We start from the raw sequence: 25,887 nt of genomic DNA, 5'->3' as shown, positions 1-25,887 counted from the left end.
TTGTTTGCACACGAATCGTTCAGCCGCGGTTCAGTCAGGGTTCAGCCGCGGTTCAGGGCACCCTGCTTACTCTAGCTTCCAGACCGCAACAGCGCATTCAACTGGAGTAAGAAGTCATGAAAACCTTCAACACCCTGCTCGCTGCCATGGCCGTGTGCGCCGCTGGCATGACCACTGCCCAGGCCGCCGATGACACCTTCGCCAGCCTCACCTACGGCCAGACCAGCGACAAAGTGCGCAAGTCCGGCCTGCTGCAGAGCAACACCGACCACCTGAACGCCGACGGCATCATCGGCAAGGACGATACCTGGGGTGTGCGACTGGGCAAGATCAATGATCAGGCCCGCTACTACATGACCTATGACAACGTTTCCGGCGACCACAGCGGCTACAAGCTGCGCCAGGAAAACCTGCTCGGCAGCTATGACTTGCTGCTGCCGGTGGGGGACACCACCAAGCTGTTCGGCGGTGGCAGCCTGGGCATGACCAAGCTGACTCAGGATTCGCCGGGCGCCAGCCGGGATACCGACTACGGCTATGCTGTCGGCTTGCAGGCCGGTGTGATCCAGGAAATCACCGACAATGCGTCGATGGAGCTGGGGTATCGCTACCTGCGCACCAATGCTGCTACCGAAGTGGGCGCCAGTGGCGGGCCGAAGGAGGGCACCTTGCGTCTGACCAGCAGTGCTCAGACGTATCTGGCTGCAACCTACAAGTTCTGACCGGCGAGCCGGGTTATCCTGTACCGGCCTCTTCGCAGGGAACCCGCTCCCACAGGGATCGCACAGCTTTCACTACCTGTGCAGTCCCTGTGGGAGCGGGTTTACCCGCGAGAGGGCCGTTACAGGCAGTACATTAATGAGGAGCGTTGAATGAAACTGCTGGTGGTCGAGGACGAAGCCCTGCTGCGGCACCACCTCCATACACGTCTGGGTGAAAGCGGCCATGTGGTCGAAGCCGTGGCCAATGCCGAAGAGGCGCTTTACCAGGCCGAACACTTTCACTTCGACCTGGCCATCGTCGACCTTGGCCTGCCGGGCATCAGCGGGCTTGAGCTGATCGGCCGCCTGCGCAGCCAGGGCAAGGCCTTCCCCATCCTTATTCTCACCGCCCGTGGCAACTGGCAGGACAAGGTCGAAGGCCTGGCTGCCGGTGCCGACGACTATCTGGTCAAGCCGTTCCAGTTCGAGGAACTCGAGGCACGCCTGAACGCCTTGCTGCGCCGTTCCAGCGGGTTCACCCAATCGACCATCGCCGCCGGCCCCCTGGTGCTTGACCTCAACCGCAAGCAGGCGACCCTGGATGAACAGCCGCTGGCACTGACGGCCTATGAGTACCGCATCCTCGAGTACCTCATGCGTCATCACCAGCAGGTGGTGGCCAAGGAGCGCCTCATGGAGCAACTCTATCCCGGCGACGAGGAGCGCGACCCCAACGTCATCGAGGTGCTGGTCGGCCGCCTGCGCCGCAAGCTCGAGGGCGAGAACGGTTTCAAGCCAATCGACACGGTGCGCGGCCTGGGTTACCTGTTCACCGAGCGCTGCCGATGATCCGCTCGCTGCGGGTACGCCTGATGCTGGCGGCCGCGGTGCTGGCGCTGCTGTTCATGCTGGCCTTGTTGCCCGCCTTGCAGAAGGCTTTCAGCCTGGCCCTGCAGGAGTCGATCGAGCAGCGCCTGGCTTCGGACGTGACCACGCTGATTTCTGCAGCGCGCATCGAGCATGGCCAGTTACAGATGCCCGACTTGCTCCCGGATGAGCGCTACAACCTGCCCTATACCGGCCTGCTCGGCTACATCTTCGACCGTGACGGCAACCTGGTCTGGCGCTCGCGTGCCACCAGCGACCGGCATATCAACTACCGCCCGCGCTACGACGGGCGCGGCAACGAGTTTGCCCGCATCCACCAGGACGATGGCGAAGAGTTCTTCGTCTATGACGTCGAGATCAAGCTGCTCGGCGGCCAGAGCGCGGCATACAGCATCGTGGCGCTGCAACCGGTGAGTGAATACAGGGCCACGCTCGATGGCCTGCGCAAAAAGCTCTACCTGGGCTTTGGCGCGGCCTTGCTGGTCTTGCTGGCGCTGCTCTGGGCCGGCCTGACCTGGGGGTTGCGTTCGTTGCGCCGGTTGAGTATCGAGCTTGATGAGGTGGAGTCTGGCGCACGTGATGGCCTCAGTGGCGAGCACCCACGTGAACTGCTGCGCCTGACCCGCTCGCTGAACCGCTTGCTGAGCAGCGAACGCGAGCAGCGCACCCGTTACCGCGATTCATTGGGCGATCTGGCCCACAGCCTGAAAACCCCGCTGGCAGTGTTGCAGGGTGTGGGCGAGAGCATGCAGCAGCGTGCCGGCGAGCGCGAACAGGCGCGGGTGCTGCAGAGCCAGATCGAGCGCATGAGCCAGCAGATCGATTACCAGCTGCAGCGCGCCAGCCTGCGCAAGAGCGGCCTGGTGCGCCACAACGTGCTGTTGTGGCCGGTGCTGGAGAGCTTGTGCAGCACCTTGGCCAAGGTCTATCGCGACAAGCGCGTCGAGGTCGAGCTGGATGTACCGGCACAGTCGCACGTGCCGATGGAGCAGGGGGCCTTGCTGGAACTGCTGGGCAATCTGCTGGAGAACGCCTACCGGCTCAGCCTGGGGCACGTGCGGGTGAGCCTGCAGGAAGCACCTGGCACGCTGAGGTTGTGCATCGAGGACGATGGCCCCGGGGTGCCGGCCGACCAGCGTAAGAGGATTCTCGAGCGCGGTGAACGGCTGGACCGGCAGCACCCGGGGCAGGGTATTGGTCTGGCGGTGGTCAAGGACATCGTCGACAGCTATGGCGCCGGGCTGACCCTGGATGAATCCGCGCTGGGCGGGGCCGCCTTCTGCATCACCTTGCACCTTGATTGATGGGTTGCTGTGCCGGCCCTTTCGCGGCTGAAGCCGCTCGCACAGGGACCGCGCCGCATTTGAGGCTGCTGCTGCTGCTGTGGGAGCGGCTTTAGCCGCGAAAGGGCCAGCACAGGCATTACCCGTTCGGGCGGATTCCCGCCATATACCCTGTACATTTCCCGCCATCGGGCGGAAATCCGCCACCATTGCTCAGAAAAATCGCCCCGTCGTTGGGCGTTTACAGCCCGTAAACAGTAGCGCTGCACCCAAGATGGGCATTTTGGCATCGCCCTTGCTATCTCACTTGGCAGAGGCCTGCCCAGGCAGCTCGAACACAACGACAAATCCCTCCAGGTGCAGGAGGGTTAGCGATTCAGGTGCCCGAACACCCTGGGAAGGGTGAAGCCGGCACACTTGAGGAAAAATGAGCCATGACGACACGTCAGCCGCTGTACAAATCCCTGTATGTCCAGGTGTTGGTCGCCATCACCATCGGCATCCTGCTCGGCCACTTCTACCCCGAAACCGGCGTCGCCCTGAAGCCTTTGGGCGATGGTTTCGTCAAACTGATCAAGATGGTCATCGCGCCCATCATCTTCTGTACCGTGGTCAGCGGCATCGCCGGCATGCAGAGCATGAAGTCGGTCGGCAAGACCGGCGGCTACGCGCTGCTGTACTTTGAGATCGTCTCCACCATCGCCCTGATCATCGGTCTCGTGGTCGTCAACGTGGTCCAGCCGGGCGCTGGCATGCACATCGACGTCAGCACCCTGAACGCCAGCAGCGTGGCCGCCTACGCCGCCGCCGGCGCGCAGCAGACCACTGTCGGCTTCCTGCTCAACATCATCCCCAGCACCGTAGTGGGCGCCTTCGCCAACGGCGACATCCTGCAGGTGCTGATGTTCTCGGTGATCTTCGGCTTCGCCCTGCACCGCCTGGGCAGCTACGGCAAGCCGGTGCTGGACCTGATCGACCGCTTCGCCCACGTGATGTTCAACATCATCAACATGATCATGAAGCTGGCCCCGGTCGGTGCCTTCGGCGCCATGGCCTTCACCATCGGCCAGTACGGCGTGGGCTCGCTGGTGCAGCTGGGCTACCTGATGGCGTGCTTCTACATCACCTGCCTGCTGTTCGTGCTGGTGGTGCTGGGTGGTATCTGCCGCGCCCACGGCTTCAGTGTCCTCAAGCTGATCCGCTACATCCGTGAAGAGCTGATGATCGTGCTGGGCACATCCTCCTCGGAATCGGCCCTGCCACGCATGCTGGCCAAGATGGAGCGCCTGGGTGCCAAGAAATCGGTCGTCGGCCTGGTGATCCCGACTGGCTACTCGTTCAACCTCGACGGTACCTCGATCTACCTGACCATGGCTGCGGTGTTCATCGCCCAGGCCACCGACACCCACATGGACATCACCCACCAGATCACCCTGCTGCTGGTGCTGCTGGTCGCGTCCAAAGGTGCTGCCGGCGTGACCGGTTCGGGCTTCATCGTGCTGGCTGCCACCCTGTCGGCCGTCGGCCACCTGCCGGTTGCCGGCCTGGCGCTGATCCTCGGTATCGACCGCTTCATGTCCGAAGCCCGCGCACTGACCAACCTGGTCGGCAACGCCGTGGCCACCGTGGTCGTGGCCAAGTGGGTGAAGGAGATGGACGACGACAAGCTGGCCTCCGAGCTGGCTTCCGGTGGCGCACCGCTGGAGTTGTCGGTACCTACCGATGACCTGGGCGTGGCAGAAACCCCGGTACGCTGATCCTCAGGCGGTAAAAAAGAAGGCGACCCTCGGGTCGCCTTTCTTGTGCCTGGCTATTCGAGGCGGGTTTCACCGCTGAACACCAGAGTCGCGCGGCAGCGCCGGCACAAGTAGCGGCGCCCTTGGCGCACCAGCTTGTGCCGCTGTGCGGTAAACGGGAAATCACTCTCCGGGCATGGGCAGCGGTAGATGTAGCGGGTTACCACGCGCCGCTGCACTGCATAATTGTGGCAACGGTTCGGCGGCAGTTCATACACCCCACGCATGATCAGCTGCCACTCCTCACCATGGGCCTGGATGCGGTCACCGAACAGCTGATGGGCCACCAGGTGCGCCACTTCATGAGCCACGGTCTGGCGCAGGAAGTCGTCCTGGTTCTCGCGATACAGTTGCAGGTTGAAGCGCAGCAGGTTCTCGTGCAGGTGAGCGACGCCGGCTTTCTGGCCGCGTAGCTTGAAGCTGACTTCCGGGCGCGGGAAGGGGCGTTTGAAGAAGGCTTCGGCTTGCTGGTAACAGGTTTCGACGCGTTGTTTGAGCAGCTCGGGCATGGCGGGGTGGTTCTCCTGACCGGGCATTATGCCGCATGCCAGTCGCGCTTGCCGAGCCACCGGTCAGCAAGCAGCCATAGGTACAAAGGCAGAGGCCGCCTTTGCGGCGGCCTCTGCTTGATGCCCTATGTTGGCTGGATCTGATCTAGTTGGTGTATACCGGCCCCACGCCCAAGCCCCAGATGATCACGGTTGCGGCCATGATCGCCACCAGCACCACAAGGCCCACGGCCAGCACTGAGCTTGAGAACAGGAAGCCTTCATCCGACGGTATGTTCATGAACGTCGGCAAGCCGACATACAGCAGGTACACGGTGTAGCAAATGGCAGCGGTCCCCACCAGCATGCCCAACCACAGGTGCGGATAGAGCGCCGCCAGGCCGCCGAGGAACAGCGGAGTGGCGGTGTAGGTGGCAAAGGCGATGCATTGCGCCATGGACGGGTTGGCGTCGTAGGTGCGGGCCATCCAGTGAATGAACGCCCCCATCACCGCAACCCCGGCGAGCATCGCCACGTATGACATGATGCTCATCCAGATCGCGCTATCCATGGTCAGCATCACCGCTGGCCGGCCACCGATCACCCAGCCCACCTGGGTTGTGCCGATAAAGGCGGAAATGGCGGGAATCGCCGCCAGGATGAGGGTATGGGTCAGGTACATGTGGCTGATGCTTTCTTCTTCGCCACGAATCTCCCGCCATTCCTGGTCGGGATGGGTAAACAGCCCCACAACGTGATGAATCATGCCGGTCACTCCTCTCAATGTTGCCAATCGCCCCCCACGTGGAGCGCAAGCGGCCCGAGGCCAAGGCACCGAAGCAGAACGGTAATGTGGCCTTATGTCGCAGTATAGGAAGTCAATCCCTGCTCAAACCCTGCTTTTTAGAGCAAATTGCGCTGTCGAGGCCGCTGTTGATTACCTTGAAGTCTTTATCGGAATCCCTACAGGTGCGCGTGGTTTGTGCGTAAAATAGCCGGCTTTTGTCACACCTCGCGGATCCAAGCGCTATGGGCACCCTCTCGGTCAACCAGAACAAACTGCAAAAACGCCTGCGTCGCCTCGCCGGCGAAGCCATCACCGACTACAACATGATCGAAGATGGCGACAAGGTCATGGTCTGCCTGTCTGGCGGCAAGGACAGCTACACCATGCTCGACGTTCTGTTGCACCTGCAGAAGGTGGCACCGATCAAGTTCGAGATCGTCGCGGTGAACATGGACCAGAAGCAGCCAGGCTTCCCCGAGCATGTGCTGCCGGCGTACCTCAAGGAGTTGGGCGTCGAGTACCACATCGTCGAGAAGGACACCTACTCGGTGGTCAAGGAACTGGTCCCCGAGGGCAAGACCACCTGCTCGCTGTGCTCGCGCCTGCGCCGTGGCACGCTGTATACCTTCGCCGATGAGATCGGGGCGACCAAGATGGCCTTGGGGCACCACCGCGACGACATCGTCGAAACCTTCTTCCTCAATATGTTCTTCAACGGCGCGCTCAAGGGCATGCCGCCGAAGCTGCGTGCCGACGACGGCCGCAACGTGGTGATCCGCCCGCTGGCCTACTGCAGCGAGAAGGACATCCAGGCCTACTCCGACATGAAGCAATTCCCGATCATTCCGTGCAACCTCTGCGGCTCGCAAGAGAACCTGCAGCGTCAGGTGGTCAAGGACATGCTGGTGGAGTGGGAGCGCAAGCACCCGGGCCGGACCGAGAGCATCTTCCGCGCCCTGCAGAACGTGGCGCCGTCGCAGCTGGCCGACCGTAACCTGTTCGACTTCACCAGCCTGAAGATCGACGAGAACGCCACCCCGCGTTTCCTCGACGTGGTGAACATCTGAAGCCATGCGCGATTACCAGTGGCTGCACGAGTACTGCCTGAACCGCTTCGGCTCGGCCCAGGCGCTGGAGGCCTACCTGCCGCAGCCGCGCACGCCTGCGCAGTTGCGCGACATCGCTGACGACCGCTACCTGTCGACCCTGGCCCTGCGCGTGTTCCGTGCCGGGCTCAAGCACAGCCTGGTGGATGCCAAGTGGCCAGCGTTCGAGCAGGTGTTCTTCGGCTTCGACCCGGAAAAGGTGGTGCTCATGGGCGCCGAGCACCTGGAGCGACTGATGCACGACGAACGCATCATCCGCCACCTGGGCAAGCTCAAGAGCGTGCCACGCAATGCGCAGATGATCCTCGATGTGGCAAAGGAGAAGGGCAGCTTCGGCGCGTTCATCGCCGAATGGCCAGAAACCGACATCATCGGGCTGTGGAAGTACCTGGCCAGGCACGGTAACCAGTTGGGCGGGTTGTCGGCGCCGCGCTTCCTGCGCATGGTCGGCAAGGACACCTTTATCCCCACCGACGACATGTCGGCGGCGCTGATCGCGCAGAAAGTTATCGACAAGCAGCCGACCAGTCAGCGCGATCTGGCCCTGGTGCAGCAAGCGTTCAATCAATGGCACGCAGAGAGCGGGCGACCGCTGTGCCAGTTGTCGGTAATGCTGGCGCATACCGTCAACCATTGAGTTTTGTGTAGCCTTCTTCGCGGGCACGCCCGCTCCCACAAGGTCAGCGCGGTCCCTGTGGGAGCGGGCGTGCCCGCGAAGAAGCTAACGCCCTTCGCCCGCCAGGCGCCGTTCGAACTGAAACTTCCAGCGCACATACAAAAGCCCGGCCACGAACAGACTCAGACTTACCAGTACCTCGACCCAGCCAAACACCGCCCGTGCCGGGTCGAACGCCGCCAGCACGCCCTTGATGAAGTAGATATTCACCACGAAGCAGGTCCAGGCATGCGCCCGGGCACTGCCCATCAGCATGCCCGGCAGCAGCAGTAACAGCGGCACCAGTTCGATTGCCAGGATCACTTCGACCCGCGCCCCATGCAGGTTGGCGAACCACAAGTTGTTCACCACCAGCAGCGCCATCAGGCCGAAGAACGACGCGAGGCTCAACGCCCGCGTCAGGCGCAGGCGCGGCGCCAGCCACTCGAGCGGCGGCAACACCTTGGGCTTTCTAGCCACGCGCGGCCTCCAGGGCCTTGGCCGTGGTCGCCAGGCGTTGGCCAAGGGCACGGCACAAGGCGATCTCGTGTGGGTCCAGTTCACGTTTGCCATCGGCGCCGGCGTGGTGGCTGGCCCCATAAGGCGTGCCGCCACCGCGGGTCTCCAGCAGCGCCGACTCGCTGTACGGCAGGCCCATCACCAGCATGCCGTGGTGCATCAGTGGCAGCATCATCGACAGCAAGGTGGTTTCCTGGCCGCCGTGCAAACTGGCGGTGGAGGTGAACACACCGGCCGGCTTGCCGACCAGCTCGCCACCCAGCCACAGGCTGCTGGTGCCATCGAGGAAGTACTTCAGCGGTGCGGCCATGTTGCCGAAGCGGGTCGGGCTGCCCAGCACCAGGCCAGCGCAGTGGCGCAGGTCGTCGAGGGTGGCGTACAGCGCGCCGCTGGCAGGGATGTCCGGGGCTACCGCTTCGCATTCGGTGGAAATCGCCGGCACAGTGCGCAGGCGTGCTTCCATGCCGGCCAGCTCGATGCCGCGGGCGATGTGCCGGGCCATCTCACTGGTCGAGCCGTGGCGGCTGTAATACAGCACCAGGATGTACGGCGCACTCACGGCAGGATCTCCAGGACTTTCTCCGGCGGTCGGCCGATCACTGCCTTGTCACCGGCGACCAGGATCGGGCGTTCGATCAGCTTGGGGTGATTGACCATGGCGTCGATCAGCTGCGCGTCGCTCAGTGCCGGGTTTGCCAGGTCGAGGGATTTGTATTCGTCTTCACCGCTGCGCAGCAACTGACGTGGGGCGATGCCCAGCTTGCCGAGCAGGGCCTTGAGGGTGGCGGCATCGGGCGGGGTTTCCAGGTAGCGCACGATGGTCGGTGCCAGGCCGCGTTGTTCAAGCAGTTCCAGCGCGCCGCGGGATTTCGAGCAGCGCGGGTTATGATAGAGCGTCAAGTCAGTCATGTCGGGTCGCATCCAGCTGGGTGTGGCAGCTATTCTAACCGCAGCGACTGACCTATTTGCTTGAAACTTCGAGAAGGATTGACCCATGGCAAGGCGTCTGGCAGCAGTACTGGCCATCACCGCGAGCCTTTTGCTCGGTGGTTGCGGTGCCGATTATGGCGTGGACCAAGATGGCAAGACGGTAAAGGCGGAACAGATCGACGGGCACTGGGTAGTGCTCAATTACTGGGCCGAATGGTGTGGCCCGTGCCGAACCGAGGTACCTGAACTGAACCAGGCGGCCAAGCAGTGGGCTGCTGATGGCATCAAGGTGGTCGGGGTGAATTTCGATGGCCTGCAAGGGCCTGAGCTGAAGCAGGCAGCCGAGGCCTTGGGCATCGGCTTCACCGTGCTGGCCCAGGACCCGGCCGAGCGATATGACCTGCCACGCAGCGAGGCGCTGCCGGTGACCTACATCATCGATGACAAGGGCAAGGTGCGTGAACAACTGATGGGCGAGCAGACCCTGGAAGGGCTGCAGGCCAAGATCAAGGCCCTGAAAGGCGCCTGATGCCCTGGGGCCGCTTTGCGGCCCTATCGCGACACAAGGCCGCTGCCACAGGCGGTCGCGTTACTTGTAGGAGCGGCCTTGTGTCGCGAAAGGGCTGCAAAGCAGCCGCGGCAATCTTCAGCCTTCCTCGGGCCAGAAGCGCAGGGGTTTGCCTTCTTCAGGCCAGAAGCGCAACTGCTCGATAGGCGACACATCCCAGCGCTGTACCGTCTCCAGCGCCTGCAGGAAGCGCTTTTCCTGCTCCATCAACGCCGGGGCACACAGTTTGCGGGTCTTGCCGACCTTGCCGAAGCTCAGGTGCTCACCGTCCAGCGTGTACGGCGCAAACCAGTGGTTGCAGCCGGCATTGCCGTAGGCGCGGCCATCGCTGGCCAGGGTCAGGGTCAGGTGGCTGTAGTCGATCAGCGGACGTTCGCCGATCCACTCCAGCACGTAGCTGCGCTCCTGCTGCAGCTTCGAAGGTTCGGCAGCACAGCCGAGCAGGCCGGTGGCAATCAGCACGCCGGTCAGCAGATTCTTCACTCGGCGCTCTCCTGGCAACGCGGGCACAGGTGCTTGTCGCCACGGCTGGCCCAGCCCAGCTCGGCAACACGGGCGCTGGCAGCCGGCTGACGGGCCGCCTTGCCGAGTTTGGCGTCGACGGCGAACTCGAAGTCCAGCACCGCGTCGCAGCTGTCGCACTCGACCTTCCAGGTGAGGATTTCCAGCTCGTTGAACACCGGGCCGCTGGCCACGGCGACCCATTGGCCACGTGGGTTGATCAGGTGGCGCACGCTCTCGACGGTAAGGCGCATGGCCAGGTCCTTGCTGCCCTTGAGGGTCACGATCAGGACGTCGCCTTTGTGCATCGAGCCACCGTTGCCGGTCACCTGATAGCGGCCCGGAACCAGGGCGCGGCACTCGATCAGGGTGTGTTGCGGGTTGAAAAGGGTATAGCGGAAATCGTGCTCGACCATGGGTCCTCCAGAAATGCCGCGTATCCTAGCATCAACCGCTGACCAGATTCTGCGGATTACCCGCCGCCCAGCGGATGATGTTGTCCAGGGTGGTGGCGGCGATCGCGTCCAGGGCCTCGCGGGTCAGGAATGCCTGGTGCGCGGTGATGATCACGTTGGGGAAGGTCAGCAGCCGTGCCAGCACATCATCCTGCAGCGGCAGGTCGGAGCGGTCCTCGAAGAACAGCTGGGCTTCCTCTTCGTAGACGTCCAGGCCCAGGTAGCCGAGCTGGCCGCTTTTCAGGGCGTCGATCAGTGCCGGTGTGTCGACCAGCGCGCCACGCCCGGTGTTGATCAGCATGGCGCCCGGCTGCAGCTGGCCCAGGCTTTGCGCATTGATCAGGTGCCGGGTGTGCTCGGTCAGCGGGCAGTGCAGGCTGATGACCTGCGCCTCGCGCAGCAGGTCGGGCAATGCCATGTAGCGCGCGCCAAGGGCCAGCAGTTCCGGGTTGGGGTAGGGGTCATACGCCAGTAACTGGCAGCCGAAACCGGCCATGATGCGGGCAAAGGCGCTGCCGATCTGGCCAGTGCCGACAACACCGACGGTCTTGCCATGCAGGTCGAAGCCGGTCAGCCCGTGCAGGGTGAAGTCACCTTCGCGGGTGCGGTTGTAGGCCCGGTGCAGGCGGCGGTTGAGCGCCAGGATCAAGGCCACGGCATGCTCGGCCACGGCATGTGGCGAATAGGCCGGCACGCGCACCACGGCCAGGCCAAGGCGCTGCGCCGCGGCCAGGTCGACGTGGTTGTAGCCGGCCGAGCGCAGGGCGATCAGCCGCGTACCACCCGCGGCCAGGCGCTGCAGCACCTGGGCGTCGAGCTCGTCGTTGATGAAGGCGCAGACGACCTCGTAGCCCTGGGCCAGCGGGGCGGTGTCGAGGGTCAGGCGGGTGGGCTGGAAGTGCAGGTCCAGGGCGCTGTCACGGACGGCCTGGGTGAAGCTTTCCTGGTCGTAGTGCTGGCTGCTGAACAACAGAACGCGCATGGTATGGGTCCTTTGCAGTGTATGTCTTGGGTTTTGTGGCGCCTGGGAGACCGAGCGCCGACTCTATCCAGTCAGGCACTAAGGCGCGCCTGCGCCACCAACCGATTGATCGCCGCGTCCAGCTCATCCAGCGCCTGCTGGGCCTGCGGGCTGTCCTGCTTGAGCAGTGTCTCGCTGCGCTGACACGCCGCCCGCAACTGCGGCACACCGCAGTAACGCGAGGCACCATTGAGCCGGTGCACCTGCTCGATCAGCGTCGTGCTGTCAGCTGCCTCGCGAGCGGAGCGAATCGCCTGGCGGTCGGTTTCCAGCGACGCCAGCAGCATGGCCAGCATGTCGGCTGCCAGGTCTGGCTTGCCGGCAGCCAGGCGCAAGCCTTCGTCCGGGTCCAGCACAGGTAGCTCATGGCCGTCACCCAGTGGCTCGCTGGCATGCTCCAGTGGCGACGCACCGAGGCTCAGCCCGGTCCACTTCAGCACTACCTGGGCCAACTGCCGCTCGCTGATCGGCTTGGTCAGGTAATCGTCCATGCCGCTGTGCAACAGAGCGCGTTTCTCGTTGGCCATGGCATGCGCGGTCAGGGCGACGATCGGCAGCGGGTTGCCGCTCTGGGTCTTTTCCCACAGACGGATCTGCTCGGTGCAGGCGCGGCCGTCCATGCCGGGCATCTGCACGTCCATCAGCACCAGGTCGAAAGGCTCAGCCTGGACCGCCTGCACGGCGGCAAGGCCGTTGTCTACCGCCAGCACTTCAGCGCCCAGGTCCTCGAGCAGCGTCTGTACCAGCAACAGATTGGCGGCATTGTCGTCGACGCACAGAATCTTCGCCCGGCGCTGGCCGCTGCCGGGCAACCCCGGTTCGGCCTGCAGCCGTCGCGGTTGTACCAATTCCAGCAACAGGCGGCGTAACTTGCGCGTGCAGGTCGGCTTGGACAGCAGTTGGCCATGGCCGTTGGGCAGGAAGGGGTGATACAGCGCTTGCTCGGTGGTCGGGCACAGCACCACGCACTGGCAGCGCAGGCGCTCCAGTTGCTGGTTGTACTGGCCGAGCTGTTCCGGTGAAAGCGTACCGAGGTTGGCACCGAGCACCGCGAACTCGAAGGGCATGCCGGCCTGGAAGCCGGCCTTCACGCCTTGCAGCAGCTGGTCGTAGGACGCGAACAGGCTGACGCTCAGGCCGCAATCCTCGAGCTGGTGCTCCAGGGCCTGGCGCGCCAGCTCATGGCCGTCGACGATGGCCACTCTGCGTCCCAGCAGCGGTTGCAGCGGCTGCTCCTCGATGTCGTCGTGTGCCTTGGGCAGGCTCAGGCTGATCCAGAACTGCGAACCCTCGCCCGGCGTGCTGTCGACACCGATTTCGCCGCCCATCTGCTCGATCAGGCGCTTGGAAATCACCAGCCCCAGGCCGGTACCGCCGGGTTGACGAGCCAGTGAATTGTCGGCCTGGCTGAAGGCCTGAAACAGCGTGCGCACGTCCTGTGGTGACAGGCCGATGCCGGTGTCCTGCACGCTGATGCGCAGCTGGGCGCTGTCTTCGTGTTCGTCGTCGAGCATCGCCCGGACGACGATGGTGCCTTCGCGGGTGAACTTGATCGCGTTGCTCACCAGGTTGGTGAGGATCTGTTTCAGCCGCAAGGGGTCGCCGATCAGCGAAATCGGCGTATCGCGGTAGATCAGGCTGAGCAGTTCGAGCTGCTTGGCGTGGGCGGCAGGGGCGAGGATCGTCAAGGTGTCCTGGACCAGGTCGCGCAGGTTGAACGGGATGCTGTCGAGCACCAGCTTGCCCGCTTCGATCTTGGAGAAGTCGAGGATCTCGTTGATGATCCCCAGCAGGTTGTCAGCGGACTTTTCGATGGTGTTCAGGTAGTCCAGCTGCCGCGGGGTCATCTCGCTCTTCTGCAGCAGGTGGGTGAAGCCCAGGATGCCATTGAGCGGGGTGCGGATTTCGTGGCTCATGTTGGCCAGGAATTCCGATTTGATGCGGCTGGCCTCCAGGGCCTCCTTGCGCGCCATGTCCAGCTCGATGTTCTGGATCTCGATGGTTTCCAGGTTCTGACGTACGTCCTCGGTCGCCTGGTCGATGCTGTGCTGCAGCTCTTCGTGGGCGCCGTGCAAGGTCTCGGCCATGCGGTTGATGCCGCGGGCCAGTTCGTCCAGCTCATGGCTGCCCATGGCCGGCAGGCGTTCGTCGAGGTGGCCGTCCTTGAGCAGGTTGACCGTCTGCTTGATGCGTGCGATCGGGTCATTGATGGTACGGCTCATGCGCATCGCCAGCAGGCCACTGAGGGCCAGGCAGGCGAGGATCAGCAGCACACTGGTGAACAGGTTGCGGTAGCCACGCAGCAGCGTGCCGTCGTGGGACAGCTCGATCTCGACCCAGCCGAGCAGGCGCTCGGCTTCGGCCGGTACGGCATCGGTGGCCAGATCGCGGTGGTGGCCGAACACCGGCATCAGGTAACGGGTGGCGTCGTTGCCGGTACGCTGCAGCAACTGCGTGCCGGTACCGCCGCTGGGCGCCTGGTTGATCATGCTCGGGCCGGCATGGGCCAGGCGGCTGCGGTCGGGGGCGAGGAAGGCCACGGCACGTACGTCGGCCTGCTCCAGGGTCTGCGCGGCAATGCGCTCCAGCTGGGCAGGCGCCTGGCGTGCCAGGGCCGGTGCGGCCAGCGGGGCCAGTTGCTCGGCGAGCATCTTGCCGCGCTGCAGCAACTGGGTGCGCAACTGGTCTTGCTGCAGCCAGGTGAAATAACTGCCCAGCACCAGTGCCATCAGGCTGGCAGGCAGCAATGCCAGCAGCAGCACCCGGCTTCTGATTCCCAAACGATCGAGCACACTCGCCTCCTGTGATGTGCCTGGATGCCGTCGTCGCTGCGACGGCACAAAGCGGAAAGTTACTCCGCTGGCTGCGCTATTGCACTCTTTGAATGTCATTTCGTGGCGGGCCAAGGCACTGGTCGCAGGCAGTTGCCTGAAAGGAGAGCATGCACAATAATCGCGCAATTGAGAATGTATGGCAGTTGCCAATGAATCCTGTAACTAATTGCGCCTCGCGCATCCTGGCGATCGAGGACGATCCTGTGCTGGGGGCGTACCTGCACGAAGAACTGCAGCGTGGCGGCTTCCAGGTCACCTGGTGCCGCAATGGCCTGGATGGCCTGGAAGCAGCCGACCGCCAAGCGTTCGACGTGGTCCTGCTGGACATCCTGCTGCCCGGCCTCAATGGCCTGGATGCCCTTGCCCGGCTGCGCCAGCGCAGCGCCACGCCGGTGATCCTGATGTCGGCACTGGGCGCCGAGGCCGACCGCATCAGCGGTTTCCAGCGCGGCGCCGACGACTACTTGCCCAAGCCCTTCAGCATCGCCGAACTGCAGGTGCGGATCGAGGCGATCCTGCGCCGGGTCGCTCTTGAGCGGCGTCATCAGCCGCAGCAGGCGGTGGCCGCAAGCGAGTTGTACTTCGACGAAAGCCGGTGTGATGTCAGCCTGAATGGCCAGCACGCCGGCATGACGCCGAGCGAATACCGCCTGCTCGATATCCTTCATCGCAATGTCGATGAAGTACTGAGCAAGCCCTTCCTTTACCAGCAGGTGCTCCAGCGCGGCTACTCGCGGCACGACCGTAGCCTCGACATGCATATCAGCCAGATCCGCCGCAAACTCAAGGGTATCGATTACCACGCCTGGCAGATCCGCACGGTGTGGGGCAAGGGCTACGTGCTCAGTGCCGGCGAAGCGGACTAAGTCATGCTTGATCGTCATTCACTGTTCTGGAAGCTGGCCATCCTGCTGGTGGGCTTCTGCCTGTTGATGATCGGCCTCAGTTACACCTGGGGCCGTCATATGGAAACCCGCAACGCCTTTCTCGACCCGCCGGCCCGCCAGGTGCTGCGCGACTATGCCAGCGACGCCGAAAGGGCCTGGCGCACCGGGGGACGTGAAGGGCTGGACCGCTGGGTGGCGGCGATGCACCAGCGTGAGCATGGCTGGATCGGTGTGCTCGACCTGAACCTGCGCCCCCTGGACAGCGCCATTCCTGGCCCTGAGATCATGCAGCGGCTGACCCGCCTGCGTGGGGTCGACTGGCCCATGAGCCGGCGCAGCGTCGACCAACCCTGGTTGCGCATTCCGTTCCCCGGTGCGCCGCAGCAGGGCATGCTGGTGATCGAGCTGCCGCAACGTTTCAACCCCGGCCAGTACCGCGTGTTCTGGCAGGTCGTCACCAACGGCATCATCCCTGGCCTGTTCACCTTGCTGCTGTGTGTCGGCTTGTACCGCATGCTGATCGTCCCGCTCAACCAGTTGCGCGAGCAGGCCAATGCCTGGCGTGCCGACCAGCTTTCGGCACGGCTGGATTCACGCACCACGGCCCGCCACGACGAACTGGGTGAACTGGCCCGAGCCTTTGATCAGATGGCCGAGCGCCTGCAAGGTACCGTGGCGATGCAGCAGCAACTGCTGCGCGACCTTTCCCACGAAATGCGCACCCCGCTGAGCCGCCTGCGCGTCGCCTGCGATGGCGAGACTGACTTCGCGCGCCTGCGTGAGCGCCTGGGCCGTGAAGTCGACTGCATGCAGCAGTTGGTCGAGAACACGCTGCAACTGGCCTGGCAGGATGCCGAACGTGCGCCGATGAACCTTGAGCCGATCCAGGTCCAGGCGCTCTGGGAGCTGCTGGCCGAGGACGCCAGCTACGAAAGCGGCTGGTCGCCCGGGCGCTTGCGCTGTGAACTGCCGGGCAATTGCTGGGTGCAGGGTAACCTCAACCACTTGGCCCAGGCCTTGGAGAACATGCTGCGCAATGCCATCCGCCATTCGCCGGAAAACGGCTTGGTACGGTTGGGCGGGCAGCGCGAAGGTGGCTACTGGCGTCTGTGGCTGGAAGATGAAGGCGGCGGTGTCGCCGATGAGGATCTGGAGCGCATCTTTGCGCCGTTTTCCCGGCTCGATGGTTCGCGGCCTGGGGACGGCGGTTTCGGCCTGGGGTTGAGCATTGCCCGCAGTGCCATTCAGCGCCAGGGTGGGACCTTGTGGGCCGAAAATGGCACGTCAGGGCTCCGGCTGTGCATGCGGCTGCCGTTTCATGCGCCGGCCTCTTCGGTGGCGCCGTTATAGCTGGTAGCTATAGCGTCCACAGATTGCGTGATATGGCCGGGAAGGGTTTGCCGGTATGATAGGCACCCCTGCCGTCCGGATTGTGAAATACACCATGACCTTGCAGTACCCAACCATCGCCGATTGCGTCGGCAATACGCCCCTGGTTCGCCTGCAGCGTATCGCTGGCGAAACCAGCAATACCCTCCTGCTCAAGCTCGAAGGTAACAATCCCGCCGGCTCGGTGAAGGACCGCCCGGCACTGTCGATGATCACCCGCGCCGAACTGCGCGGCCAGATCAAGCCAGGCGACACCCTGATCGAAGCCACCTCCGGCAATACCGGCATCGCCCTGGCGATGGCGGCGGCGATCAAGGGTTACAAGATGATCCTGATCATGCCCGACAATTCCACCGCCGAACGCAAGGCCGCCATGACCGCTTACGGCGCCGAGCTGATCCTGGTGACCAAGGAAGAGGGCATGGAAGGCGCCCGCGACCTCGCCGAGAAGTTGCAGGCCGAAGGCCGCGGCCTGGTCCTCGACCAGTTTGCCAACGGCGACAACCCGATCGCCCATTACACCAGCACCGGCCCGGAGATCTGGCAGCAGACCCAGGGCAGCATCACCCATTTCGTCAGCTCCATGGGTACCACCGGTACCATCATGGGATGCTCTCAGTACCTCAAGGAACAGAACCCCAACGTGCAGATCGTCGGCTTGCAGCCGATGGAAGGCTCGGCCATTCCGGGTATCCGCCGCTGGCCCGAGGAGTACCTGCCGAAGATTTTCGATGCCACCCGCGTCGACCGCGTGATGGACATGTCCCAGCAGGAGGCCGAGGACACCACTCGCCGCCTCGCGCGCGAAGAGGGCATTTTCTGCGGCGTGTCTTCCGGTGGTGCGGTGGCAGCCATGCTGCGCCTGTCCCGCGAAGTGGAAAACGCCGTGATGGTCGCGATCATCTGTGACCGCGGCGACCGTTACCTGTCCACCGGCCTGTTCGACCCGAGCTAAATGTCCAAGAAAAAAAGCAACAGCGGCCTGCGCTTCCAGCCAGCCGGCGGCAACCGCACGCCCCAGGTCCCCGTGGGCAAGAAGCAGCGCCTGGCTATCGAGCGCCTGGCCGGTGACGGCCGCGGCATCGCCTTCCTGGAAGGGCGTACCTGGTTCGTCAGCGGCGCACTGGCCGGTGAAACGGTCGAAGCGCGGGTGCTCAACGCCCGCGGCAAGGTCGTCGAGGCGCGCCTGGAGCGTGTGCTGCAAGCCAGCCCACAACGCCGCCAGGCGCCCTGCCGCCACTACCAGCGTTGCGGCGGTTGCAACCTGCAACATCTGCCCCACGATGCACAGCTGGCGCTCAAGCAGCGCACCTTGGCCGAACAACTGCAACGGGTGGCCGGCGTGCAGCCCGAAGAATGGGCCGCGCCCCTGAGCGGGCCGGAATTCGGCTACCGCCGCCGCGCGCGAGTAGCCGTGCGCTGGGACGTGAAGGCCAAGCACCTGGATGTCGGTTTCCGCGCCGAGGCCAGCCAGGAAATTGTCTCCATCGATGACTGCGCCGTGCTGGTACAGCCTTTGCAATCTATTCTTCGCCACTTGCCGACCGTATTGCGCTCGCTGGGCAAGCCGCAGGCGATCGGCCATGTGGAACTGTTCAGCGGTACCGCCGAGGCCGTGCTGGTGCGTCACGTGGCGCCGTTGCCTGCGGACGACCTGGCGCGCCTGCAGGCATTCTGTGATGAGGCCAAGGCGCAGCTGTGGCTGCAGGGTGAAGGCGAGCCGGCAGCGGTGGATGCCGAGGCGAAACTGGGCTTTGCCCTGGAGCCCTGGCAGCTGGAACTGGCCTGGCGCCCGGGCGATTTTGTCCAGGTCAACGCCCAGGTCAACACGGCGATGATCGAGCAGGCCATGGCCTGGCTCGCTCCGCGGGCTGACGAGCGTGTGCTGGACCTGTTCTGCGGCCTCGGCAACTTTGCCCTGCCGCTGGCGCGCCAGGCACATGAAGTGGTGGCCGTTGAAGGTGTACAGGCCATGGTCGATCGGGCCGCGGCCAATGCCCGGAACAACGATGTGCATAACGCCGCGTTTTTTCAGGCCGATTTATCGCAGCCTTTGGCAGGCGCCGAATGGGCCGCCGAGGGCTTTTCTGCGGTACTCTTGGATCCACCGCGCGACGGTGCATACGAGGTGGTGCAAGACATCGCCCGCCTCAAGGCCAAGCGCTTGGTGTATGTATCGTGCAACCCGGCCACGCTGGCGAGAGACGCCCAGGTGCTGGTCGGCCAGGGGTACCGGTTAAAAAGGGCCGGGATTATCGACATGTTTCCTCAGACGGCGCATGTCGAAGCCATGGCGTTATTCGAAGCGGGCTAGCGAGCTGGCCCCTTGGTGCGGCTTCCACGGAAGCGAAGCTGCACGGTGATAGCCAGTGCACCCGTGTGGTGCGCTGTATGGAAAGGTAAAACAAAGATGGTACAGGTGAGAGTGCACCAGCCGGTCAACACAGACGGCAGTATCAATCTCGAAGCATGGCTGGATCATGTGGTGAGCGTCGATTCGGCTCTGGATCGCGTGGCGCTTAAAGAAGCCTGCGAGTTCGCCCAGGAAATCGAAAAGAAGGGCAACCCGGCCAAGCATTCGTGGGCCGATGGTACGTCCAGTTATCAGGCTGGCCTGGAAATCGCTGAAATCCTTGCCGACCTCAAGCTCGATCAGGATTCGTTGGTCGCGGCGGTGATCTATCGCTCGGTTCGTGAAGGCAAGGTGACCTTGGCCGAAGTCGGCCAGCGCTTTGGCCCGGTGGTGTCCAAGCTGATCGACGGCGTGCTGCGCATGGCCGCCATCAGTGCCAGCCTCAGCCCGCGCCAGTCGCTGGTGCTGGGGTCGCAGGCGCAGGTCGAGAACCTGCGCAAGATGCTCGTGGCCATGGTCGACGACGTGCGCGTGGCGCTGATCAAGCTGGCCGAGCGTACCTGCGCGATCCGTGCGGTGAAGTCCGCCGATGACGAAAAACGCCTGCGCGTGGCGCGCGAGGTGTTCGACATCTATGCGCCACTGGCCCACCGCCTGGGCATCGGCCACATCAAATGGGAGCTGGAAGACCTGTCCTTCCGCTACCTGGAGCCCGACCAGTACAAGCAGATCGCCAAGCTGTTGCACGAGCGCCGGCTGGACCGGGAGCGCTTCATCAGCGATGTGATGAACCAGCTGCAGAACGAGCTGTTGGCGACCGGTGTCAAGGCTGATATCAGCGGCCGGGCAAAACACATCTATTCGATCTGGCGCAAGATGCAGCGCAAGGGCCTCGAGTTCAGCCAGATCTACGACGTGCGTGCGGTCCGCGTGCTGGTGCCGGAGGTGCGCGATTGCTACACCGCGTTGGGTATCGTGCACACCCTGTGGCGGCATATTCCCAAGGAATTCGACGACTACATCGCCAACCCCAAGGAAAACGGCTATCGCTCGCTGCACACTGCGGTGATCGGCCCCGAGGGCAAGGTGCTGGAAGTGCAGATCCGTACCCACGGCATGCACGAAGAAGCCGAACTCGGCGTCTGCGCCCACTGGCGCTACAAGGGCACCGACGTCAAGCCGAGCTCCAACCACTACGAAGAGAAGATTTCCTGGCTGCGCCAGGTGCTCGAATGGCATGAAGAGCTGGGCGATATCGGTGGCCTGGCCGAGCAGCTGCGGGTCGATATCGAGCCTGACCGGGTCTACGTGTTCACCCCGGATGGCCACGCCATCGACCTGCCGAAGGGGGCCACCCCGCTGGACTTCGCCTACCGGGTGCACACCGAGATCGGCCACAACTGCCGTGGCGCCAAGATCAACGGGCGCATCGTGCCGCTCAACTACAGCCTGCAGACCGGCGAGCAGGTGGAGATCATCACCAGCAAGCACGGCAACCCGAGCCGCGACTGGCTGAACTCCAACCTGGGCTACGTCACCACCTCGCGGGCGCGGGCCAAGATCGTCCACTGGTTCAAGCTGCAGGCGCGTGACCAGAACGTCGCTGCCGGCAAGACCTTGCTCGAACGCGAGCTCAGCCGCCTGGGCCTGCCGCAGGTGGACTTCGAGCGCCTGGCCGAGAAGACCAACGTCAAGACCGCCGAAGACATGTTCGCCTCGCTGGGGGCCGGCGACCTGCGCCTGGCGCACCTGGTCAACGCCGCCCAGCAATTGCTCGAGCCCGAGCGCATCGAGCAGATCGAGCTGGTGCCGCGCAAGCCCACCGGGCCGCGTACCGGCAAGCGTGGCGATATCCAGATCCAGGGCGTCGGCAACTTGCTCACGCAGATGGCCGGCTGCTGCCAGCCGCTGCCGGGCGACGCCATCGTCGGTTATATCACCCAGGGCCGCGGCGTCAGCATCCACCGCCAGGACTGCGCCTCGGCGCTGCAACTGGCCGGGCGCGAGCCGGAGCGGATGATCCAGGTAAGCTGGGGGCCGATCCCGGTGCAAACCTATCCGGTCGACATCGTCATCCGCGCCTATGACCGCCCAGGCTTGTTGCGCGACGTGTCGCAGGTACTGCTGAACGAGAAGATCAACGTGCTGGCGGTCAACACCCGCTCGAACAAGGAAGACAACACCGCGCTGATGTCGCTGACCATCGAGATTCCGGGCCTGGATGCGCTTGGGCGCCTCCTGGGCAGGATTTCGCAGTTGCCGAACATCATCGAGACGCGGCGTAATCGTACCCCTTGAGACCGCGGCGCCTGCTTCGCGGGCACGCCCGCTCCCACAGGTAGGGTGCACATCTTGGAAATTGCACAATACCCTGTGGCAGCGGGCTTGCCCGCGAAGAAGTTGCCACTGAAGGACCTGCTTGAATGACCTACACCCTCGAAGACCTGCTGCACCTCATGGCCCGCCTGCGCGACCCGCAGTACGGCTGCCCATGGGACCTGAAGCAGAACTATGCGAGCATCGTGCAGCACACCATCGAAGAGGCCTACGAAGTCGCCGACACCATCGAGCGCGGCGATTTCGAACACCTGCAGGGCGAGCTCGGCGACCTGTTGTTCCAAGTGGTGTACTACAGCCAGCTGGCCCGGGAGGAGGGGCGTTTCGAGTTCGATGGCGTGGTCGATAGCATCACCCGCAAGCTGATCCGTCGTCACCCGCACGTCTTCCCGACCGGCGAACTGTACGCACCGCTCGACACCCCCAGCCTTGACGAGGCCCAGGTCAAGTCACGCTGGGAAGAGATCAAGGCCGAGGAACGCGCCGAGAAAAGCACCCCTGAACAACTGTCGCTGCTCGATGACGTACCAACGGCATTGCCGGCGCTGTCGCGGGCGGCCAAACTGCAGAAACGCGCTGCCACTGTCGGTTTCGACTGGCCAGCGGCATTGCCGGTGCTGGACAAGGTGCGCGAGGAGCTCGATGAAGTGTTGCAGGCCATGGCCGACAACGACGCCGATGCCCTCGAGGATGAGGTCGGCGACCTGCTGTTTGCCGCCGTGAACCTGGCCCGGCACCTCAAGCAAGACCCGGAAAACGCCCTGCGCCGCGCCAACCGCAAGTTCGAGCGGCGTTTCCGCTTTATCGAACAGGCATTGCGCGACAGCGGTCGGCCGATTGAACATTGTAACCTTGACGAGCTGGATGCCCTCTGGGGTGAAGCCAAACGTCAGGAAAAGAACCTGCCCAGCTGCGGCTGAGCTGTTGCATAAGTGAGTGAACATTCATGAGCCTTTCCCTTCGCGACCAATTGCTCAAAGCCGGTCTGGTCAACCAGAAACAGGTCTCACAGACCAACAAAGCCGAAAAGAAACAGAAGCGCATGGAGCACAAGGGCCAGGTCGAAGTCGACGACAGCCAGCAGCGTATGGCCAAGGAAGCCATGGCCGAGAAGGCCAGGCGTGACCAGGAACTCAATCGCCAGCAACAGGAAAAGGCCGAGCAGAAGGCCCGTGTGGCGCAGATCAAGCAATTGATCGAAGCCACCCGTCTGCCCAAGCTGACCACCGAGGACTACTACAACTTCGTCGACGACAAGAAGGTCAAGCGCATTGCCGTCAACGCCCTGATGCGCACCCGCCTGAGTAACGGTGCCCTGGCCATCGTGTCGCATGCCGGTGGCTATGAAGTGATCCCGCGCGAGGCGGCGGTGAAGATTCAGGAGCGCGACGCGAGCCGCATCCTGCTGCTCAATACCCATGTCGAGGAGGCGGACGAAGACGATCCGTACGCGGCCTACAAGATCCCGGATGATCTGATGTGGTGATGCGAAAAACCCCGCCGTGGCGGGGTTTTTTATTGGAAGACTGGGTCATTGCGTGGTGCGCTGGTTTTCCAGGGCTTCGAGCTCGGCCCGATACTGGTGAGCTTCATGTTCCTGGTGGAACATGCCTACCAGCTGGCCTTGCTGGTGCACATCCCAGATCCGCACGCCAGCGGCCAGGCCTTCGTGGGACATTTTCGATTCGTCGCGTTCGGTTACTTGGACTGTCATCGGTAAACTCCACTGCTTGAGTTGGCTGCGACACTGTGTCGCACAACCCCTTTATAGAGTTTGTTAGCAGGCTAAGTAAATAAAACGGGCATGAAACAAGTTTCATGAAAGCCAGGCAAAAAGGAGCCCCGCACAAGGCGGGGCTCCGGATGCTGCGGGCTGTGGCGGATCAGTTACCCTTCACCGTCTTGCCATCGACCGTGCCATCCTGCAGCACGATCACGTACTCCTTGCCATCGGTCTCGACCTGGCGCAGTTGTACCAGCAGGTAATCCCAATCCTTGGCGAACCACAGCTCGGTGATGCGCTTGCTCTGGCTGGGGTCGCGCACGCGCTCGACTTTTACCGCCTCGACCTGGCCAGTCTTGGTGGTGACCTTCTCGGTGCCGAGTACGCGGAAGTCATAAGCGTCGATCTCGTCGCCATCGACCACCTGGTAGGTCATGCTCTTCTTGCCGGCAGCCACATCGTGCTGCAGGGCCAGTTGATAGGACGACTTGTCCAGCACGCCGCGGTTGAGCGGCAGGTTGATGGCGTCCTTGCGGTCGGTACCGGTGATTTTCTTGGCGTTCCAGTCGAAGGTCAGGTCGACGGTCTTGGCCTTGCCCAGGCCGCCGCGCTCGAAGTGGTACTTTTGCGGCAGCAGGGTGTCGTTGTCCAGGCGCAGGGTACTTTGCTCGGTCAGGCTGGCGATCATCATGGAGGCCTTGAAATCAAGGTCCCAGCTGCCGTCCTTGTTCTTGACCAGGCTGCGCTCGGCGGTGCCGCTCATGGGCAGTTGCTTCCAGTCGGCGGTGTAGCTTGCCGAGAACGGCTTCAGGTCAGCTGCCTGGAGGGGCAGGGCGAGCACGGCGAGAGCCAATAGCAGGGCGCGACGCATAAATTCTCCTAGGGTCGGATCAAGTGACCACTGGCCGGCAGCGGTTGGTCATCCAGTAAGGCACCCTGTTCACCCAGGCGCAAGCGCCCTTGGGCAAACCAGTGCACCGCCAGCGGGTAGATCTGGTGTTCCTGATGGTGAACCCTTTGGGCCAGGCTTTCCACCGTGTCATCAGGCAGAACCGGTACTACAGCCTGTACGACCAGAGGCCCGCCATCGAGTTCCTCGGTGACGAAGTGTACGCTGCAGCCATGTTCGGCGTCGCCTGCTTCCAGTGCCCGACGGTGAGTATGCAGGCCCTTGTAGCGGGGCAGCAGCGACGGGTGGATGTTGAGCAGGCGACCGTGGTAGTGGCGCACGAAGCCGCCACTGAGGATGCGCATGAAGCCAGCCAGCACCACCAGGTCCGGGGTGAAACCGTCGATGTGCGCCATCAGCGCGGCATCGAAGGCTTCACGGCCGTCGAACTGGGTGTGGTCGAGCACCACGGTGTCGATACCGACTGCCTGGGCCCGCTGCAAACCATAGGCATCGGCACGGTTGGAGACCACCGCGGCGATGCGTACCTGGCTGTCCTGCGCGCGGCAACTGTCGATCAAGGCTTGCAGGTTGCTGCCGGAACCCGACAGCAGTACCACTACATTGCAGGGCTTGCTCGGCATCAGTGTGCCTTGAGGTTCTGCAGTTCGACCTGAGCGGCGCCTTCGGTGGCCTCGGCGATATGGCCGATGACCCAAGGCTGTTCACCGGCGGCCCGCAGTTCGTTCAGGGCTGCGTCGACCTGATCCTGGGCCACGCAGATGACCATGCCGACGCCGCAGTTCAGGACGCGGTGCATTTCGTGCTCGTCGACGTTGCCTTTTTCCTGCAGGAAGTCGAACACTGCCGGGCGCTGCCAGCTGGCCACGTCAACCACGGCCTGGGCGTTCTTCGGCAGTACACGCGGGATGTTGTCGAGCAGGCCGCCACCGGTGATGTGGGCCATGGCCTTGACTGCGCCGGTGTTCTTGATCAGCTGCAGCAGTGGTTTGACGTAGATGCGGGTCGGCGCCATCAGCAGGTCGGTCAGCGGCTTGCCGTCGAGCTGGGTGTTTTCGATGTCGGTGCCGGACACTTCGAGGATCTTGCGGATCAACGAATAGCCGTTGGAGTGTGGGCCGGAGGACGGCAGGGCGATCAGCGCGTCGCCGGTGGCAACCTTGGAACCGTCGATGATCTCGGCCTTTTCCACCACGCCGACACAGAAGCCTGCCAGGTCGTAGTCTTCGCCTTCGTACATGCCCGGCATTTCGGCGGTTTCGCCGCCGACCAGCGAGCAGCCAGCCAGTTCACAGCCGGCGCCGATGCCGGTGACCACGGTGGCGGCCACGTCGACGTTCAGCTTGCCGGTGGCATAGTAGTCGAGGAAGAACAGCGGCTCGGCGCCGCAGACCACCAGGTCGTTGACGCACATGGCGACCAGGTCCTGGCCGATGCTGTCGTGCTTGTTCAGGTTCAGTGCCAGGCGCAGCTTGGTGCCGACGCCGTCGGTGCCGGAGACCAGCACCGGCTGCTTGTAGCCGGCCGGGATCTCGCAGAGGGCGCCGAAGCCGCCCAGGCCACCCATGACTTCAGGGCGTGCGGTGCGTTTTGCCACGCCCTTGATGCGTTCGACCAGTGCTTCGCCGGCGTCGATGTCTACACCGGCGTCCTTGTAGCTCAGGGAGGGTTGCTTGCTCATTGATCCAGGCCTTTAAGAGGGAGGGATTCGTAGAAACGACCATGACGGCCAAGGCCGGCTGGGAAGCGGCGGCTG

27 protein-coding genes are annotated in these 25,887 nt (G+C 63.6%); 14 read left to right on the top strand and 13 right to left on the bottom strand.

The features are described from left to right. The first annotated feature begins 116 nt into the window (after nucleotides 1-116). The 4 genes from APH33_RS13205 to APH33_RS13190 all read left to right on the top strand — a co-directional run bounded on the left by APH33_RS13205 (nucleotide 117) and on the right by APH33_RS13190 (nucleotide 4,629). On the top strand, nucleotides 117-722 hold the full coding sequence (locus APH33_RS13205; protein ID WP_054885578.1) for an outer membrane protein: 606 nt from the start codon (nucleotides 117-119) through the stop codon (nucleotides 720-722). 150 nt (nucleotides 723-872) lie between these two features. Then, nucleotides 873-1,550, top strand: coding sequence for a response regulator (locus APH33_RS13200; protein ID WP_054885577.1), 678 nt, complete (start codon nucleotides 873-875; stop codon nucleotides 1,548-1,550). Next, nucleotides 1,547-2,893: an ATP-binding protein gene (locus APH33_RS13195; RefSeq protein WP_054885576.1), complete on the top strand. Its 1,347-nt coding sequence runs from the start codon at nucleotides 1,547-1,549 to the stop codon at nucleotides 2,891-2,893. The genes APH33_RS13200 and APH33_RS13195 overlap by 4 nt, the downstream gene beginning before the upstream one ends. 413 nt (nucleotides 2,894-3,306) lie before the next feature. Further along, nucleotides 3,307-4,629 (top strand): dicarboxylate/amino acid:cation symporter, encoded by a 1,323-nt coding sequence (locus APH33_RS13190; protein WP_054885575.1) that lies wholly within the window; start codon nucleotides 3,307-3,309, stop codon nucleotides 4,627-4,629. A 53-nt stretch (nucleotides 4,630-4,682) separates the two neighbouring features. Here APH33_RS13190 and APH33_RS13185 read toward each other — a convergent pair whose 3' ends face one another. Further along, complete coding sequence (locus tag APH33_RS13185) at nucleotides 4,683-5,177, bottom strand: SprT family zinc-dependent metalloprotease (RefSeq protein WP_054885574.1); 495 nt, start codon at nucleotides 5,175-5,177, stop codon at nucleotides 4,683-4,685. A gap of 145 nt (nucleotides 5,178-5,322) precedes the next feature. Beyond that, nucleotides 5,323-5,922 carry a Yip1 family protein gene (locus APH33_RS13180; RefSeq protein ID WP_054885573.1) on the bottom strand — a complete coding sequence of 200 codons (600 nt, stop codon included), beginning with the start codon at nucleotides 5,920-5,922 and terminating at the stop codon, nucleotides 5,323-5,325. A gap of 263 nt (nucleotides 5,923-6,185) precedes the next feature. Here APH33_RS13180 and ttcA point away from each other — a divergent pair, with 263 nt between their 5' ends. Both ttcA and APH33_RS13170 read left to right on the top strand, forming a co-directional pair. After that, on the top strand, nucleotides 6,186-7,010 hold the full coding sequence (gene ttcA / locus APH33_RS13175; protein WP_054885572.1) for a tRNA 2-thiocytidine(32) synthetase TtcA: 825 nt from the start codon (nucleotides 6,186-6,188) through the stop codon (nucleotides 7,008-7,010). 4 nt (nucleotides 7,011-7,014) lie between these two features. Next, complete coding sequence (locus tag APH33_RS13170; RefSeq protein ID WP_054885571.1) at nucleotides 7,015-7,686, top strand: DNA-3-methyladenine glycosylase I; 672 nt, start codon at nucleotides 7,015-7,017, stop codon at nucleotides 7,684-7,686. An 84-nt stretch (nucleotides 7,687-7,770) separates the two neighbouring features. On the opposite strand, the gene APH33_RS13165 is transcribed toward APH33_RS13170, so the two are convergent. Genes APH33_RS13165 through arsC form a run of 3 tightly spaced genes read right to left on the bottom strand, consistent with a single transcriptional unit; the run spans nucleotide 7,771 to nucleotide 9,132 of the window. Continuing rightward, nucleotides 7,771-8,184, bottom strand: a complete 414-nt coding sequence (locus APH33_RS13165) for a DUF2069 domain-containing protein (protein ID WP_054885570.1) — start codon at nucleotides 8,182-8,184, stop codon at nucleotides 7,771-7,773. After that, nucleotides 8,177-8,782: an NAD(P)H:quinone oxidoreductase gene (gene wrbA / locus APH33_RS13160; RefSeq protein WP_054885569.1), complete on the bottom strand. Its 606-nt coding sequence runs from the start codon at nucleotides 8,780-8,782 to the stop codon at nucleotides 8,177-8,179. The genes APH33_RS13165 and wrbA overlap by 8 nt, the downstream gene beginning before the upstream one ends. After that, nucleotides 8,779-9,132 carry an arsenate reductase (glutaredoxin) gene (gene arsC / locus APH33_RS13155; protein WP_054885568.1) on the bottom strand — a complete coding sequence of 118 codons (354 nt, stop codon included), beginning with the start codon at nucleotides 9,130-9,132 and terminating at the stop codon, nucleotides 8,779-8,781. The genes wrbA and arsC overlap by 4 nt, the downstream gene beginning before the upstream one ends. A gap of 85 nt (nucleotides 9,133-9,217) precedes the next feature. Between arsC and APH33_RS13150 the strand changes: the two genes are divergently transcribed. Further along, complete coding sequence (locus tag APH33_RS13150) at nucleotides 9,218-9,682, top strand: TlpA disulfide reductase family protein (RefSeq protein WP_054885567.1); 465 nt, start codon at nucleotides 9,218-9,220, stop codon at nucleotides 9,680-9,682. Between the two features lie 117 nt (nucleotides 9,683-9,799). On the opposite strand, the gene APH33_RS13145 is transcribed toward APH33_RS13150, so the two are convergent. The 4 genes from APH33_RS13145 to APH33_RS13130 all read right to left on the bottom strand — a co-directional run bounded on the left by APH33_RS13145 (nucleotide 9,800) and on the right by APH33_RS13130 (nucleotide 14,490). Continuing rightward, complete coding sequence (locus APH33_RS13145) at nucleotides 9,800-10,204, bottom strand: META domain-containing protein (RefSeq protein WP_054885566.1); 405 nt, start codon at nucleotides 10,202-10,204, stop codon at nucleotides 9,800-9,802. Continuing rightward, a complete protein-coding gene (locus APH33_RS13140) occupies nucleotides 10,201-10,638 on the bottom strand; it encodes a hypothetical protein (RefSeq protein WP_054885565.1) in 438 nt (145 codons plus the stop codon). Before APH33_RS13140 ends, APH33_RS13145 begins: the two co-directional genes overlap by 4 nt. A 31-nt stretch (nucleotides 10,639-10,669) precedes the next feature. After that, complete coding sequence (locus APH33_RS13135; protein ID WP_054885564.1) at nucleotides 10,670-11,659, bottom strand: 2-hydroxyacid dehydrogenase; 990 nt, start codon at nucleotides 11,657-11,659, stop codon at nucleotides 10,670-10,672. Between the two features lie 71 nt (nucleotides 11,660-11,730). Then, entirely contained in the window at nucleotides 11,731-14,490 is a 2,760-nt protein-coding gene (locus APH33_RS13130) for a response regulator (RefSeq protein ID WP_054885563.1), read from the bottom strand. 191 nt (nucleotides 14,491-14,681) lie between these two features. Here APH33_RS13130 and APH33_RS13125 point away from each other — a divergent pair, with 191 nt between their 5' ends. From APH33_RS13125 to APH33_RS13095, 7 genes are all read left to right on the top strand, one after another. Next, nucleotides 14,682-15,398, top strand: coding sequence for a response regulator transcription factor (locus tag APH33_RS13125; RefSeq protein WP_054885562.1), 717 nt, complete (start codon nucleotides 14,682-14,684; stop codon nucleotides 15,396-15,398). 3 nt (nucleotides 15,399-15,401) lie between these two features. Beyond that, on the top strand, nucleotides 15,402-16,769 hold the full coding sequence (locus APH33_RS13120; RefSeq protein ID WP_054885561.1) for a sensor histidine kinase: 1,368 nt from the start codon (nucleotides 15,402-15,404) through the stop codon (nucleotides 16,767-16,769). A 94-nt stretch (nucleotides 16,770-16,863) separates the two neighbouring features. Continuing rightward, nucleotides 16,864-17,763, top strand: coding sequence for a cysteine synthase CysM (gene cysM, locus APH33_RS13115; RefSeq protein WP_054885560.1), 900 nt, complete (start codon nucleotides 16,864-16,866; stop codon nucleotides 17,761-17,763). After that, nucleotides 17,764-19,122 carry a 23S rRNA (uracil(1939)-C(5))-methyltransferase RlmD gene (gene rlmD / locus APH33_RS13110; RefSeq protein WP_054885559.1) on the top strand — a complete coding sequence of 453 codons (1,359 nt, stop codon included), beginning with the start codon at nucleotides 17,764-17,766 and terminating at the stop codon, nucleotides 19,120-19,122. 96 nt (nucleotides 19,123-19,218) lie between these two features. Further along, nucleotides 19,219-21,459: a GTP diphosphokinase gene (relA, locus tag APH33_RS13105; RefSeq protein ID WP_054885558.1), complete on the top strand. Its 2,241-nt coding sequence runs from the start codon at nucleotides 19,219-19,221 to the stop codon at nucleotides 21,457-21,459. A gap of 125 nt (nucleotides 21,460-21,584) precedes the next feature. Continuing rightward, the gene (mazG, locus tag APH33_RS13100) at nucleotides 21,585-22,418 is read left to right on the top strand and encodes a nucleoside triphosphate pyrophosphohydrolase (RefSeq protein WP_054885557.1); all 834 of its coding nucleotides are present in this window, start codon (nucleotides 21,585-21,587) and stop codon (nucleotides 22,416-22,418) included. Nucleotides 22,419-22,444: 26 nt separating this feature from the next. After that, nucleotides 22,445-22,984, top strand: coding sequence for a DUF2058 domain-containing protein (locus tag APH33_RS13095; protein ID WP_054885556.1), 540 nt, complete (start codon nucleotides 22,445-22,447; stop codon nucleotides 22,982-22,984). Between the two features lie 45 nt (nucleotides 22,985-23,029). Here the strand turns inward: APH33_RS13095 and APH33_RS13090 are convergent, their stop codons facing one another. The 4 genes from APH33_RS13090 to purM form a co-directional block, all read right to left on the bottom strand. Continuing rightward, nucleotides 23,030-23,212 carry a hypothetical protein gene (locus APH33_RS13090; RefSeq protein WP_054885555.1) on the bottom strand — a complete coding sequence of 61 codons (183 nt, stop codon included), beginning with the start codon at nucleotides 23,210-23,212 and terminating at the stop codon, nucleotides 23,030-23,032. 169 nt (nucleotides 23,213-23,381) lie between these two features. Continuing rightward, nucleotides 23,382-24,092: a DUF3108 domain-containing protein gene (locus tag APH33_RS13085; RefSeq protein WP_054885554.1), complete on the bottom strand. Its 711-nt coding sequence runs from the start codon at nucleotides 24,090-24,092 to the stop codon at nucleotides 23,382-23,384. Between the two features lie 8 nt (nucleotides 24,093-24,100). Next, the gene (purN, locus tag APH33_RS13080; protein WP_054885553.1) at nucleotides 24,101-24,754 is read right to left on the bottom strand and encodes a phosphoribosylglycinamide formyltransferase; all 654 of its coding nucleotides are present in this window, start codon (nucleotides 24,752-24,754) and stop codon (nucleotides 24,101-24,103) included. Beyond that, nucleotides 24,754-25,812, bottom strand: coding sequence for a phosphoribosylformylglycinamidine cyclo-ligase (gene purM / locus APH33_RS13075; protein WP_054885552.1), 1,059 nt, complete (start codon nucleotides 25,810-25,812; stop codon nucleotides 24,754-24,756). Before purM ends, purN begins: the two co-directional genes overlap by 1 nt. Nucleotides 25,813-25,887 lie beyond the last annotated feature (75 nt).

The sequence above is a fragment of the Pseudomonas sp. NBRC 111130 genome, assembly GCF_001320485.1.
Taxonomy (GTDB): domain Bacteria; phylum Pseudomonadota; class Gammaproteobacteria; order Pseudomonadales; family Pseudomonadaceae; genus Aquipseudomonas; species Aquipseudomonas vlassakiae.
This window is presented reverse-complemented; position numbering and strand designations above follow the sequence as displayed.

What these genes read in the sequence shown, in the direction of transcription:
- APH33_RS13140 (WP_054885565.1), bottom strand. Translation starts at nt 10,638, where the DNA reads ATGGTCGAGCACGATTTCCGCTATACCCTTTTCAACCCGCAACACACC.
- APH33_RS13095 (WP_054885556.1), top strand. Translation starts at nt 22,445, where the DNA reads ATGAGCCTTTCCCTTCGCGACCAATTGCTCAAAGCCGGTCTGGTCAAC.
- mazG (WP_054885557.1), top strand. Translation starts at nt 21,585, where the DNA reads ATGACCTACACCCTCGAAGACCTGCTGCACCTCATGGCCCGCCTGCGC.
- APH33_RS13200 (WP_054885577.1), top strand. Translation starts at nt 873, where the DNA reads ATGAAACTGCTGGTGGTCGAGGACGAAGCCCTGCTGCGGCACCACCTC.
- APH33_RS13135 (WP_054885564.1), bottom strand. Translation starts at nt 11,659, where the DNA reads ATGCGCGTTCTGTTGTTCAGCAGCCAGCACTACGACCAGGAAAGCTTC.
- purN (WP_054885553.1), bottom strand. Translation starts at nt 24,754, where the DNA reads ATGCCGAGCAAGCCCTGCAATGTAGTGGTACTGCTGTCGGGTTCCGGC.
- APH33_RS13185 (WP_054885574.1), bottom strand. Translation starts at nt 5,177, where the DNA reads ATGCCCGAGCTGCTCAAACAACGCGTCGAAACCTGTTACCAGCAAGCC.
- APH33_RS13150 (WP_054885567.1), top strand. Translation starts at nt 9,218, where the DNA reads ATGGCAAGGCGTCTGGCAGCAGTACTGGCCATCACCGCGAGCCTTTTG.
- relA (WP_054885558.1), top strand. Translation starts at nt 19,219, where the DNA reads ATGGTACAGGTGAGAGTGCACCAGCCGGTCAACACAGACGGCAGTATC.
- APH33_RS13195 (WP_054885576.1), top strand. Translation starts at nt 1,547, where the DNA reads ATGATCCGCTCGCTGCGGGTACGCCTGATGCTGGCGGCCGCGGTGCTG.
- APH33_RS13120 (WP_054885561.1), top strand. Translation starts at nt 15,402, where the DNA reads ATGCTTGATCGTCATTCACTGTTCTGGAAGCTGGCCATCCTGCTGGTG.
- APH33_RS13085 (WP_054885554.1), bottom strand. Translation starts at nt 24,092, where the DNA reads ATGCGTCGCGCCCTGCTATTGGCTCTCGCCGTGCTCGCCCTGCCCCTC.
- APH33_RS13205 (WP_054885578.1), top strand. Translation starts at nt 117, where the DNA reads ATGAAAACCTTCAACACCCTGCTCGCTGCCATGGCCGTGTGCGCCGCT.
- cysM (WP_054885560.1), top strand. Translation starts at nt 16,864, where the DNA reads ATGACCTTGCAGTACCCAACCATCGCCGATTGCGTCGGCAATACGCCC.
- APH33_RS13170 (WP_054885571.1), top strand. Translation starts at nt 7,015, where the DNA reads ATGCGCGATTACCAGTGGCTGCACGAGTACTGCCTGAACCGCTTCGGC.
- ttcA (WP_054885572.1), top strand. Translation starts at nt 6,186, where the DNA reads ATGGGCACCCTCTCGGTCAACCAGAACAAACTGCAAAAACGCCTGCGT.
- purM (WP_054885552.1), bottom strand. Translation starts at nt 25,812, where the DNA reads ATGAGCAAGCAACCCTCCCTGAGCTACAAGGACGCCGGTGTAGACATC.
- arsC (WP_054885568.1), bottom strand. Translation starts at nt 9,132, where the DNA reads ATGACTGACTTGACGCTCTATCATAACCCGCGCTGCTCGAAATCCCGC.
- APH33_RS13125 (WP_054885562.1), top strand. Translation starts at nt 14,682, where the DNA reads ATGAATCCTGTAACTAATTGCGCCTCGCGCATCCTGGCGATCGAGGAC.
- APH33_RS13090 (WP_054885555.1), bottom strand. Translation starts at nt 23,212, where the DNA reads ATGACAGTCCAAGTAACCGAACGCGACGAATCGAAAATGTCCCACGAA.
- rlmD (WP_054885559.1), top strand. Translation starts at nt 17,764, where the DNA reads ATGTCCAAGAAAAAAAGCAACAGCGGCCTGCGCTTCCAGCCAGCCGGC.
- APH33_RS13190 (WP_054885575.1), top strand. Translation starts at nt 3,307, where the DNA reads ATGACGACACGTCAGCCGCTGTACAAATCCCTGTATGTCCAGGTGTTG.
- APH33_RS13180 (WP_054885573.1), bottom strand. Translation starts at nt 5,922, where the DNA reads ATGATTCATCACGTTGTGGGGCTGTTTACCCATCCCGACCAGGAATGG.